Below are 15,245 nucleotides of genomic sequence, written 5' to 3'. Positions count from 1 at the left end.
TACGGCGGCGGCCACATGCCCCAGGCGCCGCTCGGCCTGGCCCAGGTCGCGGAGGTGCGCAGCGCCTATGGTGCGCTCTACGGCAGCGGCGGCAGCCCTTCGGCCCCGTCGGCTTCGCCGCCGCCATCGCTGCCACGCGGCGAGGACGCGAGCTTGCCGCCGCTGGGGTACGCGCTGGCGCAGCTGCATGGCATCTACATCCTTGCCGAGAGCGCCGAGGGCCTGGTCGTGGTCGACATGCATGCCGCGCACGAACGGATCGGCTACGAGAAGCTCAAGGCCGCGCACGATGGCGAGGGCCTGCGCACGCAACCCCTGCTGGTGCCCGCGAGCCTGGCGGTGTCCGAGCGCGAAGCCGACGTGGCCGAACGCGAAGCGGCGACACTGGAGGCACTGGGCTTCGAGGTCACCCGCAGCGGCCCGCAATCGTTGACCTTGCGCAGCGTGCCGGCCCTGCTCGCGCACGGCGACGTGGAGGCCCTGTTGCGCGACGTGCTCGCGGACCTGCGCGAACATGGTGAGTCGCGGCGGGTCGCGGCCGCGCGCGACGAGTTGTTGTCGACCATGGCCTGCCATGGGGCGGTGCGCGCCAACCGGCGCCTGACGTTGCCGGAGATGAACGCCTTGCTGCGCGAAATGGAGGCGACCGAACGCTCCGGACAATGCAATCATGGGCGTCCGACATGGGCACGCTTCGGCCTGCCTGAAATCGATCGTTGGTTCCTGCGAGGGCGATGAGCTGATGCTGAGGGGAAGCGTGATGATTGGGGTGCTGGCCATGGGCATGGCGCTGGCCGGCTGTGGCAACGACAACGAAGGCGACAACGTGGATGCAAAGGCAATGAGTGCAAAGGACGAGGCTTTCCAGGCCGATCAGCAACGCTGGAGGCGCCAGCGCGTGCAGGCGTTGACCACGCCCGATGGCTGGACCAGCCTGGTGGGCCTGCACTGGGTCGAGCCGGGCCCGCATTATTTCGGCAGCGATGCGGACAACGGCATCCGCCTGGGCGCCGGGCCGGCCCACGTGGGCATGATCGAGCTGCGCGACGGTCGCCTGCGCTTCGTCCCCGACAAGGACGCCGCGCTCACGCTCGATGGCGAACCTCTGAGCGGACCGGTGGCGATCCGTGCCGACGACGAGGCGGCCGGGCCGAGCGTCATCGGATTCGACGAGGGCAAGGGCCTGATCACCGTGCTCAAGCGCGGCGACCGCCATGCGCTGCGGGTCAAGCACGCCGATGCGGCGACGCGCACGCGCTTCCAGGGCCTGGACTACTGGCCCGCAGACCCGGACTGGCAGGTGGAGGGTCGCTTCACCGCCCACCCGCCGGGGACGACGCTACCGGTGGGCAACATCATCGGCACCCTGGACGACACGCCCAATCCCGGCGTGGTGGAGTTCGAACGCGATGGCAAGACCCATCGTCTCGAGGCCCTCGACGAAGGCGACGGCCGCCTGTTCCTGGTCTTCGCCGACCTCACCAGTGGCCACGAAAGCTATGGTGCCGGCCGCTTCCTCTACGCCAACCCGCCGTCCGCGGATGGACGCGTGCTGATCGATTTCAACCAGGCCTACAACCCGCCCTGCGTTTTCACGCCGTTCGCGACGTGTCCGCTGCCGCCGCTGGAGAACCGCCTCGACCTGGCGGTGACCGCGGGCGAGAAGAAGTACGACCATGACACTGCGAACTGAGGGACGACGCATGCATCCGATCCGCTCCAGGCTCATCGCCATCCTCGTGGCCTGCACTCTGCCGCTTGCTGCCACGGCGCTCGCGGCCCCGCCTGCGGATGCCACGCCGCAAGCCCTCCAGGCGGATGCCGCGCCGGCCCCCGCTCCGCCGGTCCCATTGCTGTGGAAGGTCTCGGACGCGGACAACGCGATCTACCTGTTGGGCTCGTTCCACCTGCTCAAGCCCAGCGACTACCCGACCTCCGCCGACATCGATGCGGCCTTCGACCAGGCCGCGGAAGTCGTGTTCGAGATCCCGCCCGAAGCGCTCGCCGACCCGGCGACGGGCATGAAGATGCTGCAGGCGTCGGGCTATGCCGACGGCCGCAGCCTCAGCCAGGTGCTGGCGCCGGAAGAGTTGCAACAGCTCGATGCGCTGTTCCGGGCAAGCGGCCAGTCGGTGGCATCGGTCGAAGCCTACGAACCCTGGTTCATCAACCTGTCGCTGGTGATGGGCATGTCGCAGGCGATGGGCTTCAACAGCGCCCATGGCCTCGACCAGCACCTGATCGCAAGGGCCGCGGAGGCGGGCAAGCCGACCGCCGGGCTCGAAACCATCGATGCCCAGCTGGCCGCCCTGGACGGCATGCCGATGGACGAGCAGGTGGAGAGCCTGGTGGAGTTCGTCCAGGACCCCGCGCAGGCCCAGGTGGAGCTTGGCCAGATGCACGACGCCTGGCGCCAGGGCGACACGGGCGTCCTGGAAGCGCTTGCGATCGACGAGATGAAGACGCGCACGCCCGAGTCGTACCGCCTCGTGAACGTCGCACGCAACGACGCTTGGTTGCCCGGGCTGCAGGCGATGCTCGACGCACGCAGCGACGAGGACGTCCTGGTCGTGGTCGGTGCGATGCACCTGCTCGGCGAGGACGGCCTGGTCGACAAGCTCGCGGCCGCCGGCTATGCGGTCGAGCGCGTGTGCGGGGCCTGTTCGGCGGACTGAGGCCGAACCGGGGCGTCGCTTGCCGCGCTAGGCGTCGGTGGCGCCAGCGCGTGGGGGCACCAGTTCGATGCAGTCGACCGGACAGGCGGGCAGGCAGAGCCCGCATCCGGTGCACAAGGGCTCGATCACCACGTGCATGAGCTTGCTGGCGCCGATGATGGCGTCGACAGGGCAGGCCTGGATGCATTTGGTGCAGCCGATGCAGTCGGCCTCCACCACCAGGGCGACCGGTGGCGGATCCTGGTATGCGCCGCGCGTGCGGTCGTAGGGCCGTGCTTCCACCCCCAGGCAGCGCGCCAGCGCCCGCGCGCCGGCGTCGCCCCCGGGCGGACATCGCTCCACGCCTGCCATGCCCGCGGCCATCGCCTCGGCGTAGGGACGGCAGCCGTCGAAGCCGCATTGCCCGCACTGGGTCTGCGGCAGCAGGCGGTCGAGGCGTTCGACCAGGGGTGGCGACGGGCTCACGTGCGATACGCCCTGGCTGCCCGCGTGGACCGCGGCCACGATGCCGGCGGGGCCGCCGCGGCCGGCATCAGCGGACCGGCATGCCGGCCTCGGCGGAAGCGTCGGCGTCGAGCAGGGCGAGCTGGCCGGCATCGAATCCCGCCGAGAGGATCATCCCTTCGCTCAGGCCGAAGCGCATCTTGCGCGGTGCCAGGTTGGCGATGAACACCACGTTGCGCCCGACCAGGGCGTCGGGTTCGGGATAGGACGCGCGGATACCCGAAAAGATCTGGCGGCGGCCCAGCGCGCCGGCATCGAGTTCGAAGCGCAGCAGCTTGTCCGAGCCCTCGACGAACTCGCAGGCGACGACCTTGCCGATGCGCAGGTCCAGTTTCGCGAAATCCTCGATGCCGATCGTGGCCGGCGCCTCGTCGGGCGCGGGCGCCGCGGGGGCAGCGGGCTTGGCGGCCGCTGGAGTGGCGTCCACGGTGGGCTTGAGGGATTCCTTGCTGGCTTCGGTCATGGCGTCGATGTGCTTGGGGTCGATACGGGTGAACAGGGGCGTGTAGGCGGCGATGCGGTGGCCGAGCAGGGGCGTGGCGAGTCCGTCCCAGCGCGCCACGGGGGCCGACAGGAACGCTTCGGCTTCGCCGGTGATGCGCGGGAGCACCGGCTTGAGCGCCGTATTGAGCACGCGGAACAGGTTCAGCGCCTGCGTGCAGACCGCCTGCAGGTGGGCGTCGGCGCCTGCTTCCTTGGCGATCACCCACGGCTTGTGCTCGTCGATGTAGCGGTTCGCCTCGTCGGCCAGGGCCATCGTCATGCGCAACGCGCTGGCGGCCTCGTTGCGGGCATAGGCGGCGGCGATCGGCGCGAGCTGGTCGACGAAGCGCGCGTACATCGCGGCGTCCGGCAGCGCATCGGCCAGCAGGCCGTCGAAACGCTTGTGGATGAAGCCCGCGCAGCGGCTGGCCAGGTTGACGAACTTGCCGACGAGATCGGAGTTCACCCGCGCCACGAAGTCCGCGAGGTTGAGGTCGATGTCGTCGACCCCGCCGGACGTCTTGGCGGCGTAGTAGTAGCGAAGTGCTTCGGGATCCAGGCCCACGTCCAGGTAGGTCCGGGCCATCACGAAGGTCCCGCGCGACTTGGACATCTTCGCGCCGTCGACGGTCAGGTAGCCGTTGACGTGCAGGCGCGTCGGCGCGCGCATGCCGGCGCCGTGCAGCACCGCCGGCCAGAACAGGCCGTGGAAGTTGACGATGTCCTTGCCGATGAAATGATGCAGCTCGGCCTCGCTGCCCGGTGACAGGTAGCCTTCGAAGTCCAGCCCGCGCGCCTCGCACAGGGCCTGGAAGCTGCTCAGGTAGCCGATGGGTGCGTCCAGCCAGACATACAGGTACTTGCCGGGCTGGTCCGGGATCTGGAAGCCGAAATACGGGGCGTCGCGGGAAATGTCCCAGGCGCGCAGCCCGCCCTCGGCGTCCAGCCACTCCTGCAGCTTGGCCTTGACGCCGGGCAGGGCGACGTCGCCGGCCATCCACTCGCGCAGGAAACCCTCGAATTGGCCGACCTCGAAGAAGAAGTGTTCCGACTCGCGCAGTTCGGGCGTGGCGCCGCTGAGCACCGAGCGCGGTGACTTGAGGTCCGTCGGGGCATAGGTCGCGCCGCAGTTCTCGCAGTTGTCCCCGTACTGGTCGACGGTGCCGCAGTTGGGGCAGGTCCCCTTGACGTAGCGGTCGGGCAGGAACATGCCCTTCTCGGGATCGAACAGCTGGGCGACGGAGCGTCGGCCGATGTGGCCGGCCCCGTCGAGCTTGCGGTAGATCGCGTGGACCAGCTCGCGGTTGCGCGGCGAATTGGTCGAGTCGTAGTGGTCGAAGGCGACGCCGAAGGCGGCGAAGTCACGCTCGTGCCCGGCCTGGATGCCGGCGATGAACGCCTCGGGCGTCACCCCGGCCTTTTCGGCCGCCAGCATGATCGGGGTGCCGTGGGTGTCGTCGGCGCAGACGAAGTGCGCGGCATGGCCGGACAGCCGCTGCGCACGCGACCAGATGTCGCCCTGGATGTAGCCGACCAGGTGGCCCAGGTGCAGGGGGCCGTTGGCGTAGGGCAGGGCGCAGGTGACGACGAACTCGCGTGACATGGGAACCGCATGGCTGGAAAAGGCCATGGATTATCGCATGCCGTCCGGGGGCGCGGTCCCGCCTGCCGCAGGCGGGAGCAAGCAGAAGGCCCGGTTTCCCGGGCCTTGAGCGGATCGTGCGGCGTAAGGTGGCGCTTATTCGCTGCGACGCACCCAGACCTGGGTGCGGCCCAGCAGCGAGAAACCCATGAAGCCACGGACCTCGAGCTTGTCGCCGCCATCGGTCAGCCGGATCTTCGCCGAGTAGAGCTTGCCGCTGGCAGGGTCGAGGATCTGGCCGTCGTCCCAGGCGTCGCCGTCGGCCTTCAGGCCCCAGAGGATCACCATGCCCTTGACCGGCTTGTCCTTGCGGTCGCCGGAGCACTTGTCGCATACCGGGTTGGGCCCGCGCTCGGATTGCAGGATCTGGTCGACCTTGCCGGCCAGGCTGCCGTCGGCGGCCTGGTAGATCTCGACCACGGACTTGGGCTTGCCGGTCTTGTCGTCAATGGTCGTCCACTTGCCGACCGGGGTCTGGGCCAAGGCGGCGAACGAAGCGGCCGCGAGCGGCACGGCGAGCAGCAGGGCGAGCAGTCGGTTGCGCATGAATCCCTCCGGGGTGTCGAACGGTTGGGGCCGTCTGGCGCGGCGTTCGGCCTTTATACCGCATTCGCGTGCGTATGGAAGCGGGCGGGGCAAAAAAGAAGCCCGGCTTTCGCCGGGCTTCCTGTGGTGCAGAGGATGTCGCTTAGAACTTGTAATTGAAGCTCGCGAACACCTGGCGGCCGATGGGGCTGTAGGCGCGCCAGAAGAACGGATACGAGTTGAACGAATCATCTTCCGGATGCAGCTTGTTGAACACGTTCAGGACGGTTACGCCGACGCTTGCGTTGTCGGTGATCTTCTTGCCCAGCGAGGCGTTCCAGATGATGTAGGGCGCGATGCGGCCGGTCTCTTCCCAGTTCGGTGCCGAACCCCAGCGGTAGCCGTACACGGAGGCGCTCCAGTCATCGCGGTTCCAGGCGGCCGTCCAGTTGATGCGGCTGCGGAAGTCGAAGTTCTGGAGGTCGTCGCGATACTCCTCGATTTCATCACCGGGAAATTCCTGGAACTCCTGGCTCAGCGTATGCGACCACGTCAGGTTCAAGCCGAAGTCGCCGTAGCGATCGGTGTCGAAACGGTATTCGAAGGAAGCGTCGATACCGGTGATGCCGTTGTACGCCTGGTTGAACGGCAACACGGCGATCTGATCGATCATGCCGTCGTTCGGACCGCCCTGGATGCGGGTCACCTGGCTGGTGAAGAACTGGCACGCCGAGGAGCCGCCGTCCACCGGCGATCCGTCGATGTCGGTGCCCAGGAGGCACGCGGCTTCGTTACGCAGCAGGTATTCGGTGCTGATGTCGGCGACCGACTGGTCCAGCTGGATGTCGAAGTAGTCGACCGAGACCGACATGCCCTCGATGACGTCCCAGACGAAGCCGGCGGTCCAGGACTTGCCTTCTTCCTCTTCAAGGCCCGGATTGCCACTACGCGTACCGAACACGTTCTCCAGGTAGTCCTGGTTCGTGCGGCACTCCCCCGCGTCGTTGCCGTCCTGCCGGCAGTTGTACTGGTCGTAGACGTTGGCGAAGAAGCCGGACTCGTCGGCGAACACATAGTGCATGTCCGGCGCGCGGAAGGACGTGGCGTAGCTGCCGCGCAGCAGCAGGCTGTCGATCGGACGCCATTCGACGCCGAAGTTGTAGGTCACCGCGTCGTCCACCGCGGTCACGTCGTCGTACTTGTCGTAACGACCGGCGAGGTTGACCGTCAGCGAATCCAGGACCGGGACCGAGAACTCGACGCCCAGTGCGTAACGGTCACGCTCACCACCGCCACCGGTGCCGGTGAGGTTGTAGATCGCGTCGGCCGGATCGGCGCCCGGCAGGATGCGCGGGTCCGGGGTCAGGGTGTACTCCTGCGAACCGGCCTCGAGCGTGGCCGCCATGCCCACGGCGCCGGCGGGAAGCTCGAACAGGTCGCCGCTGACCACGAAGTTCGCCTGCGTGACGCTGGAATCGGCGTCGGTGACCACGGTGGTGATCAGGGACTGGAATTCCTCGGGCGTGATCGGGTTGAAGTAGCGGTCCTGGTTCAGCGTGTAGACCGGGTACGCATTGAAGAACGGGTCCAGGCCCGGCTGCTGCGGTCCCAGGAAGAACTCGTTGATCTTGCTCGCGACGAAGCGCGGGCGCTCGCTGTGGGTGTCGTAGGTCGAGCGCGAGACGGTCGCGTCCCAGTCGAAGCGTTCGCCGAACACACCGCGCAGGCCGACGGCGAAGTCGATGGCCTTTTCCTCGAGCGTCGTCTGCTGCGAACCGAAGCCGCCCACTTCCTCCGGATAGAAGATGCGCTGGCCGTCCATGATCGAGCCGAAGTTGGTGTCGTAGAACAGCGGCGGCTGCCAGAACTGCGTGGCCGAGGCCGTGGTGGCGTCGGACTGCCAGATGTTCAGGCTGGCGAAGCCCTGCAGCGTGTCGGTGAAGTCGAAGGTGCCATACAGGTAACCGGAACGGTCGGTACGGGCGTTCTGGATCTGCTGCGTGGCGGGGTAGCCGTAGTAGCCGCAGGCGCCGTTGGTCTGCAGTTCGAAGTCACTGAAGCGACCGCAGATGGAGGCACCGTCCTGACCGGTCGGGTACACGTAGCTGTTGATGCCCGTGCCGATCAGGCGATCGCGCAGGCGGATGCCGATCACGGCGGTGGCGTCGGCCGGGTCGACCGACGGATCATCGCGGTAGGAATCCATGAAGTCGCGCTGCGACGCGAAGATCTCCTCGCGGTCGAAGTACTGGAACGCGTAGGTCAGGGACCAGCGGTCGCCGACCTTGCCGCCCACCCACGAGGCATTGACGGTATCGCCACCGCCGCGGGTGGTGGTGCCCAGGCGCAGGTCGACCTCGTCACCCTCGTAGTTGGTCTTCAGGATGATGTTGACCACGCCCGCGACCGCGTCCGAACCGTAGATGGCCGAGGCACCGCCCGACAGCACTTCGATGCGGTCGATCGCCGCCGACGGGATGGAGTTGAAGTTGAAGACGTTCGACTGGCCGTTGTACGGCAGCGGATAGTCCGCCGCGCGGCGACCGTTGATCAGCGTCAGGGTACGGCCGGGGCCAAGGCCACGCAGGTCGATGACGCCCGCGTTCGGCGTGAAGCCGTTCTGCGTCAGCTCGTTCTGCACCGAGCCGGTGATCTGGGTCAGGGTGTTGAGGGCCTCGGCGACCGTCGAGAAGCCCTGGCGCTCCAGCTCTTCGGAGGTGATGACGGTGACCGGGGCGGGACCTTCGATCTCCGCGCGCTTGATGCGCGAACCGGTGACGACGATCTTGTCCAGGTCGGTGGGCACCGAGGCGCTGTCCGAGGCAGCCTGGGAGCTCGTGACCTCCGCTTCTTCCTCGGTTGCGTCCTGCGCGAACACACCCGTCGACACCGGCACCAACAGAGCGGCAAACAGGGCTGCGCTCAAGCGGCTGCGCTGCAGCCCGTAGTGTTTAACTACCATTGTGATCCCCTAAGTTAAGGCAATGTTTCTATTTGGTTTTGCCGTCCGTGGACTGGCTGGCTGGAACCGTCAGACTCCCCTCCGACACTTGGAACTTAACACGCTATTAACGGGCTTGCCACACGACCATCACATACCTTGCCGAATGGGTGAATTGGACGTGAAAGCGCCGCCTGTTCAGCTGTGGGAGTGTCACACTGTCCCCACCATGAAGCCGAATTCCATCGAAACCCTGTTGTCCGACCTCGTGCTGACGGACCCCGGCATCGCGTTGTCCCGCTATGCCCGGGTGCGTGCCGTCGCGACCGAGGGTCGCGTGGCGGTCGAAGTCACCCTGGGCATCCCGTCGGGCGGTCTCCGCGACGCCCTTGACGCCTGCGTCCGCGAACGGCTGGCGGGCGAAGGCCTGGCGCTGGCGCGCCTGGAAATCCGCTCCCGCATCGACGCACACGCCGTGCAGCCCAACCTCGCGCCCCTTCCTGGCATTCGCAACATCATTGCCATCGGCTCGGGCAAGGGCGGGGTGGGCAAGTCCACCACCGCGGTCAACCTCGCCCTGGCGCTGGCGGCCGAGGGTGCGCGGGTCGGCGTGCTCGATGCCGACATCTACGGCCCCAGCGTGCCGGCGATGCTGGGCCTGTCCGGCCGACCGGACAGCCCCGACGGCAAGAGCATCGAGCCGATGCGGGCCCATGGCGTCGAAGCCATGTCGATCGGGCTGCTCGTGGACCAGGACACGCCGATGATCTGGCGCGGACCGATGGCGACCTCGGCGCTGACCCAACTGCTCGAGCAGACCCGTTGGGGTGGCGGCGAGGTGCTGGATTACCTGATCGTCGACCTGCCGCCGGGCACGGGCGACATCCAGTTGACCCTGTCGCAGAAGATCCCGGTCGCGGGTGCGGTCATCGTCACCACGCCGCAGGAGATCGCCACCCTGGACGCGCGCAAGGCGCTGAAGATGTTCGAGAAGGTCGAGGTGCCGGTGCTGGGCCTCATCGAGAACATGGCCGTGCACGTATGCTCGAACTGCGGACACGCCGAGCACGTGTTCGGCAGTGGCGGCGGACGCGAGATGGCCGAGCGCTACGGCGTGCCGCTGCTCGGCAGCCTGCCGCTGGACGTGGGCATTCGTGAACAGGGCGATGCAGGCGTGCCCGTAGTCGTTTCCGCGCCGGACTCCGCCGCCGCGCAGGCCTACAGGTCGGCCGCGCGGGCGCTGGCCGCGCGTCTCGCGGAGCGTCCCCGGGCCGCCCAGCCGATCGCGGCGTCCCTGCTGGGCTAGGTCGCTTCCGTCCCGGATTCCATGCTGCGGCGCACACTCCGGCCCGTCGGGGCGGTGCTAGTGTCGGCCGGTCGCCCACGTCCCGGGCGTCGCGAACCATCCCTGTTCCGGAGGTTTGAAGCATGAATCGACTCGTTCGCAATTCCCTGCTGGCCGGCGCAGTCGTCGCCGCGCTGGGCCTGTCGGCCACCGCATTCGCGGGCGGTCGCCCGGACCTGGTGATGTCGGGCCTCAAGGCCGGCAAGCCGCACCAGGCCGATGCCCTGATCGTGAAGTTCCGCGACGGAACCGTCGCCGCGCAGCAAGGTGCCGTGCGCGGTGGCCTCGGCGCAAGCGCGGTGCGCACCCTGCGCGCCGGCGGCAAGGGCGGAGACGTCGTCCTGATGCGCCTGCCCAGGGGGCTCGGTGTCGCCGCGGCGATCGAAGCCCTGCAGGGCGACCCCAGCGTGGAATACGCCGAACCCAACTGGACCTACCGGCACAGCGCGACGTCCAACGACCCGCTGTACACCAATGGCTCGCTGTGGGGCATGTACGGCAACACCAGCAGCCCGGCCAACGCCTACGGCTCGCAGGCGGCGGAAGCCTGGGCCGCGGGCCACACCGACTGCAGCAACGTCTATGTCGGCGTCATCGACGAAGGCATCTACTACAACCACGAGGACCTGGCGGCCAACGTCTGGACCAATCCCTACGATCCGGTCGACGGTGTCGACAACGACGGCAACGGTTACGTCGACGACGTCCACGGCTGGGATTTCGAGGGCGGCGGCAACGACGTCAACTCCGGCGGCGTCAACGACGACCACGGCACCCATGTCTCCGGCACCATCGCCGGCGTCGGCGGCAATGGCAAGGGCGTGGCCGGCGTGTGCTGGTCGGGCGTCAAGCTCATCAGCGGACGCTTCCTCGGCCGTCGCGGCGGCAGCACCGCCGACGCGATCGAGGCGATCGACTACATGACCGACCTCAAGATCCGCCACAACATGAACATCGTAGCGACCAACAACTCCTGGGGCGGCGGTGGCTTCTCGCAGGCGTTGCAGGACGCGATCGGACGAGCGGGCGACGCCGACATCCTGTTCATCGCCGCGGCGGGCAACGATGCCTACGACAACGACACCCGGGCCAGCTACCCGTCCAACTACCCCAACGCCAACATCATCGCGGTTGCCTCGATCACCAGCAGCGGCGCGCTGTCGAGCTTCTCGCAGTGGGGCGCCACCACGGTCGACATCGGTGCGCCCGGATCCGGCATCGCATCGACCGTGCCCCGCCGCTCCAAGGGCAACCTGGTCTCGGCGTACGCCAGTTACAGCGGCACCTCGATGGCCACGCCCCACGTGACCGGTGCGGCGGCCCTGTATGCGTCCTCGCATCCGGCGGCGACGGCCGCGCAGGTCAAGGCGGCGATCCTGGGCGCCGCCGTTTCGACGCCCTCCCTGCAGGGCCGGGTGCTCACCGGCGGGCGCCTCGACGCCAGCGGGTTCTGAACCCGGCCGCGGCATTGGACGGAGGGGCCCGGGTGACCGGGCCCCCTCCCGATGGGGAGCGGGCATCCGGGCCGGCGTGCCGCTAGAATCGGCGTTCCCCAAGACAGGTGACCCCTTCGAGATGAGCATCAAGTCCGACCGCTGGATCCGTCGCATGGCCGAAGAGCAGGGCATGATCGAGCCCTTCGAGCCGGGCCAGGTCAAGCACGTGGGCGGCGAGCGGATCGTGAGCTACGGCACCTCGAGCTACGGCTACGACGTGCGCTGCTCGCGGGAGTTCAAGGTGTTCACCAACATCAACTCGACCATCGTCGACCCCAAGCACTTCGACCCCGGCAGCTTCGTGGACGTCGAGGCCGACCAGTGCATCATCCCGCCGAACTCCTTCGCCCTGGCGCGCACGGTGGAATACTTCCGCATCCCGCGCGACACCCTGGTCGTCTGCCTGGGCAAGAGTACCTACGCGCGCTGCGGGATCATCGTCAACGTGACCCCGCTCGAGCCGGAGTGGGAGGGCCACGTGACCCTGGAGTTCAGCAACACCACGCCGTTGCCGGCGCGCATCTATGCGAACGAAGGCGTGGCGCAGATGCTGTTCTTCCAGTCCGACGAGGTCTGCGAGACGTCCTACAAGGACAGGGGCGGCAAGTACCAGGGCCAGACCGGGGTCACCCTGCCGCGCACCTGAGCCGACCCGGCGGCCGCGAAGCACCGCATGCGAGGACCCGCCGCGAGGCGGGTTTCTTTATTTCGGGAACGGCGCGGGGGACACGGGCCCGGCCGGTCAGCCGCGGGCGTAGGTGACGAAGAAGCCCTGCAGGTCGCCGTTTTCGGTGTAGCCCGCGACGTCGACCAGGCGGTAACCGTTCGCATTGAAGGCGCGATGGGCCTGGTTGAGCTCGGTCGCAGCGCCGGTCTTGCGCGCGCCGAAATCCACGTCCACGTAGAGGCTGACCGTCTGCTGGCCGCTGCGCGCGGCTTCCTGCGCGGCACGGTCGTAATAGCCCTGGGTGGCGGCGTCGGCGTTGCCGATCGAAGCGATGAGGGCGGCGGAGGCGAGCAGGATGGCGAGGAGGTGGGCGCGCATGCGGGTTCCTTGGGGCTTCAATGGGTGGCGCCTGCGGCCAGGCGCAGGTCGTCGGTGGTGGTCAATGCGGCCCGCAACGCGACGCGCAGGCCTTCGGCGACGGTCGCGGTGGGCAGGCTGGCGGCGCCGGGGTGCGCCGTGGCCTGGGCCGGCGAATAGGGCACGTGGATGAAGCCACCGCGGACGCGACGCTGGCGGCGCAGCGCGTGCATCAGCCCGTACAGCACGTGGTTGCAGACGTAGGTGCCGGCGGTCTGCGAGACCTCGGCCGGGATACCGGCCGCGCGCAGCGCGTGCAGCATCGCCTTCAGCGGCAGGGTGCTGAAGTAGGCGTCCGGGCCGCCTTCGACCACGGGCACGTCGATCGGCTGGCGCCCGGCGTTGTCGGGGATCCGCGCGTCGTCGACGTTGATGCCGATGCGCTCGAGCGACAGCTGCGCGCGACCGCCGGCCAGGCCGACGCAGAGCACCAGGGCCGGCGCGGTCTCGCGGATCGCCGCGCGCAGCTGCCGCAGGGAGCGGCCGAACTCGACCGCCAGGCAGCGCGTCGCCACCCGGTGGCCGGCGATGCGCGCACCCTCGAGCAGGCGCACCGCGTCCCAGCTGGGGTTGTCGGCCTCGTCCCCGAAGGGCTCGAAGCCGGTCAGCAGGACGCGCGGCAGGGGGCGGCGCTCGCGGGGCGGGGCGGTATCCATGCGCGCATTGTAGTGCGCCGTGCCAGCGCCGGGATGTGCGCTGCCCGGGCGTTCAGAAGACGATCAGAACGCGAACACCAGCCAGTACATCAACAACAGGTTGACCAGCATCAGCGGCAATGCGGTGGGCACCTGGGCGCGGATGACGCCGTTGGGGTCGTCGAGCTCAAGCAGCGCGGCCGGGACCAGGTTGAAGTTCGCCGCCATGGGCGTGAGCAGGGTGCCGCAGTAGCCGGTCAGCATGCCCAGCGCACCGAGGATGGCGGGGTTCGCGCCGTGCTGGTGGATCAGCAGGGGCAGGCCGATGCCGGCGGTCATCACCGGGAACGCCGCGAAGGCGTTGCCCATGATCACGGTGAAGACCACCATGCCCAGGCCGTAGGCGAGCACGCAGGCCAGGGCGTTGTCGGCCGGGATCACCGCGGCGACCAGGCTTGCCACCGCCTCGCCGACGCCACTGGCGGCGAACACGCCGCCGAGCGCGGCCAGCACCAGCGGCAACATCGCCGCCCAGCCCATGGTGTCGAGCAGGCGCCGCCCTTCGGCCAGGGCCATGACCGGCTTCTCGCGGGTGACGCGCAGCGCCGCCAGGGCCGAGAGCACGCTGGCGAACGCCAGGCCGATCAGGGTGATGCTGCCGTCGCCGAACAGCCGGTGGCCCTGCCATTGCAGCTTCTCGCCGAACAGCACCACCAGCACGGTGATCACCGGGATCATCAGCGCGGGGCCGAACAGGCGATGGCCAAGTCGCGCGGCCGAGGCTCGCCTCTGGGCCTCGGGCGCCTCGGCCAGGTGCTCGCGGCGCATGCGCGGGGCCAGCAGGGCGAGCGCGATGATCGCCGCGCCGGCGCACTGGGCCGGCAATGGATCGCCGGCCGCGTTCGCGCGAAGGACCGCATTGCCGCCGGCGATCAGGCCGGCGACCAGGGTCCAGAACGCGCCGTGCGCGTAACGCCGCTGGCGCAGGTTGACCACGCCCGCGTACAGCAGGAACAGGCCCAGCAGGAGGTAGAACAGGTCAAGGCCGAGCATCGCCGCCTCCCGTCGATGCGGTCTCGGCGCCCGCCGCCGGCTGCATCCGCACGGCGAGGCCACGCGTGTACAAGCGCAGGCGGACGGCATGGATGACGAACGCGGCGATCGCGGTCGGCAGCGCCCACAGCGCGATGTGCAGCGGTTCCAGGACGATGCCCTGGTCGGCGAAGAAGCCCTGGATCAGCAGCACCGCGCCGATCGCGACGAACACGTCCTCGCCGAAGAACAGGCCGACGTTGTCGGTCGCCGCGTCGACCGCGAACAGGCGTTGCCTTTCGTGATCCGGCAAACGTCCGTGCGCCTTGTCGGCGGCGGCCTCGCTCATCGGCGCGAGCAGCGGCCGCACGGTCTGCGCGTGGCCACCGACGTTGTGCAGGCCCAGCATGCTGAGCACCTGGCGCAGCCCCAGGTAACCGACCAGCAGGCGGAACAGGGTCAGCCGCTGCATGCGGCCGATCCACGCGTGGACGTGTTCGCGCAGGCCCGCGCGCTCGAGCAGGCCGATCGTCGGCAGCGTCAGCACGAACAGCAGCAGCGCCCGGTTGGAGACGAAGCTGGTGCCCAGCAGCGCGAGCAGCTCGGGGATCGACTTGCCCGCCAGCAGGCCGCTGGCCAGGCCGGCCACGACCACCACGATCACCGGGTTGAAGCGCAGCACGAAGCCGACCACCACGCACAGCACGCCGAGCAGGGGCCAGTAGTTCAACGCCTCGTTCACCGCGTGGCCCCGATCGCGGCGATCTCCACGCCGTCGGCTTCCAGTGCCGCGCGCAGCGCCCGGGCGAAACCGGCGGCATCCTCGCGATCGCCATGCAGGCACAGGGTGTCGGCCTGCAGGCGCAGCTCGCCGCCATCGGCC

At 68.7% G+C, this 15,245-nt stretch carries 15 protein-coding genes; 6 read left to right on the top strand and 9 right to left on the bottom strand.

Annotated elements, in window-relative coordinates; genetic code table 11:
- The 3 genes from FKV25_RS13595 to FKV25_RS13585 form a co-directional block, all read left to right on the top strand.
- On the top strand, positions 1 to 738 hold a 738-nt coding region (locus tag FKV25_RS13595), incomplete at its 5' end, for a DNA mismatch repair MutL family protein (protein ID WP_484177349.1).
- Between the two features lie 4 nt (positions 739 to 742).
- Positions 743 to 1,693 (top strand): DUF1684 domain-containing protein, encoded by a 951-nt coding sequence (locus FKV25_RS13590; RefSeq protein ID WP_141519334.1) that lies wholly within the window; start codon positions 743 to 745, stop codon positions 1,691 to 1,693.
- A complete protein-coding gene (locus FKV25_RS13585; RefSeq protein WP_141519333.1) occupies positions 1,677 to 2,675 on the top strand; it encodes a TraB/GumN family protein in 999 nt (332 codons plus the stop codon). The genes FKV25_RS13590 and FKV25_RS13585 overlap by 17 nt, the downstream gene beginning before the upstream one ends.
- Before the next feature lie 27 nt (positions 2,676 to 2,702).
- On the opposite strand, the gene rnfB is transcribed toward FKV25_RS13585, so the two are convergent.
- The 4 genes from rnfB to FKV25_RS13565 form a co-directional block, all read right to left on the bottom strand.
- Entirely contained in the window at positions 2,703 to 3,140 is a 438-nt protein-coding gene (gene rnfB / locus FKV25_RS13580) for an Rnf electron transport complex subunit RnfB (RefSeq protein ID WP_246072094.1), read from the bottom strand.
- A gap of 67 nt (positions 3,141 to 3,207) precedes the next feature.
- Positions 3,208 to 5,265 carry a methionine--tRNA ligase gene (metG, locus tag FKV25_RS13575; protein ID WP_141519331.1) on the bottom strand — a complete coding sequence of 686 codons (2,058 nt, stop codon included), beginning with the start codon at positions 5,263 to 5,265 and terminating at the stop codon, positions 3,208 to 3,210.
- A 135-nt stretch (positions 5,266 to 5,400) separates the two neighbouring features.
- Positions 5,401 to 5,850 carry a DUF2147 domain-containing protein gene (locus tag FKV25_RS13570; protein ID WP_141519330.1) on the bottom strand — a complete coding sequence of 150 codons (450 nt, stop codon included), beginning with the start codon at positions 5,848 to 5,850 and terminating at the stop codon, positions 5,401 to 5,403.
- Between the two features lie 142 nt (positions 5,851 to 5,992).
- Positions 5,993 to 8,755 carry a TonB-dependent receptor plug domain-containing protein gene (locus FKV25_RS13565; protein ID WP_170218646.1) on the bottom strand — a complete coding sequence of 921 codons (2,763 nt, stop codon included), beginning with the start codon at positions 8,753 to 8,755 and terminating at the stop codon, positions 5,993 to 5,995.
- Between the two features lie 244 nt (positions 8,756 to 8,999).
- Here FKV25_RS13565 and apbC point away from each other — a divergent pair, with 244 nt between their 5' ends.
- From apbC to dcd, 3 genes are all read left to right on the top strand, one after another.
- Complete coding sequence (gene apbC, locus FKV25_RS13560) at positions 9,000 to 10,076, top strand: iron-sulfur cluster carrier protein ApbC (RefSeq protein WP_170218645.1); 1,077 nt, start codon at positions 9,000 to 9,002, stop codon at positions 10,074 to 10,076.
- 122 nt (positions 10,077 to 10,198) lie between these two features.
- Complete coding sequence (locus FKV25_RS13555) at positions 10,199 to 11,569, top strand: S8 family peptidase (protein ID WP_141519328.1); 1,371 nt, start codon at positions 10,199 to 10,201, stop codon at positions 11,567 to 11,569.
- A gap of 121 nt (positions 11,570 to 11,690) precedes the next feature.
- A complete protein-coding gene (dcd, locus tag FKV25_RS13550; protein WP_141519327.1) occupies positions 11,691 to 12,257 on the top strand; it encodes a dCTP deaminase in 567 nt (188 codons plus the stop codon).
- A gap of 96 nt (positions 12,258 to 12,353) precedes the next feature.
- On the opposite strand, the gene FKV25_RS13545 is transcribed toward dcd, so the two are convergent.
- From FKV25_RS13545 to FKV25_RS13525, 5 genes are all read right to left on the bottom strand, one after another.
- Positions 12,354 to 12,656, bottom strand: a complete 303-nt coding sequence (locus FKV25_RS13545; RefSeq protein ID WP_141519326.1) for a hypothetical protein — start codon at positions 12,654 to 12,656, stop codon at positions 12,354 to 12,356.
- 17 nt (positions 12,657 to 12,673) lie between these two features.
- Positions 12,674 to 13,351: a pyroglutamyl-peptidase I gene (gene pcp, locus FKV25_RS13540; protein WP_211345444.1), complete on the bottom strand. Its 678-nt coding sequence runs from the start codon at positions 13,349 to 13,351 to the stop codon at positions 12,674 to 12,676.
- Between the two features lie 63 nt (positions 13,352 to 13,414).
- Positions 13,415 to 14,383 carry a DUF979 domain-containing protein gene (locus FKV25_RS13535; protein WP_141519325.1) on the bottom strand — a complete coding sequence of 323 codons (969 nt, stop codon included), beginning with the start codon at positions 14,381 to 14,383 and terminating at the stop codon, positions 13,415 to 13,417.
- Complete coding sequence (locus FKV25_RS13530; protein WP_141519324.1) at positions 14,370 to 15,092, bottom strand: DUF969 domain-containing protein; 723 nt, start codon at positions 15,090 to 15,092, stop codon at positions 14,370 to 14,372. The genes FKV25_RS13535 and FKV25_RS13530 overlap by 14 nt, the downstream gene beginning before the upstream one ends.
- 8 nt (positions 15,093 to 15,100) lie before the next feature.
- Positions 15,101 to 15,229, bottom strand: a complete 129-nt coding sequence (locus FKV25_RS13525) for a LamB/YcsF family protein (protein ID WP_281286240.1) — start codon at positions 15,227 to 15,229, stop codon at positions 15,101 to 15,103.
- Positions 15,230 to 15,245: the final 16 nt, after the last annotated feature.

Origin of the sequence: Marilutibacter aestuarii (assembly GCF_006546775.1) — a bacterium.
GTDB lineage: Bacteria > Pseudomonadota > Gammaproteobacteria > Xanthomonadales > Xanthomonadaceae > Marilutibacter > Marilutibacter aestuarii.
This window is presented reverse-complemented; position numbering and strand designations above follow the sequence as displayed.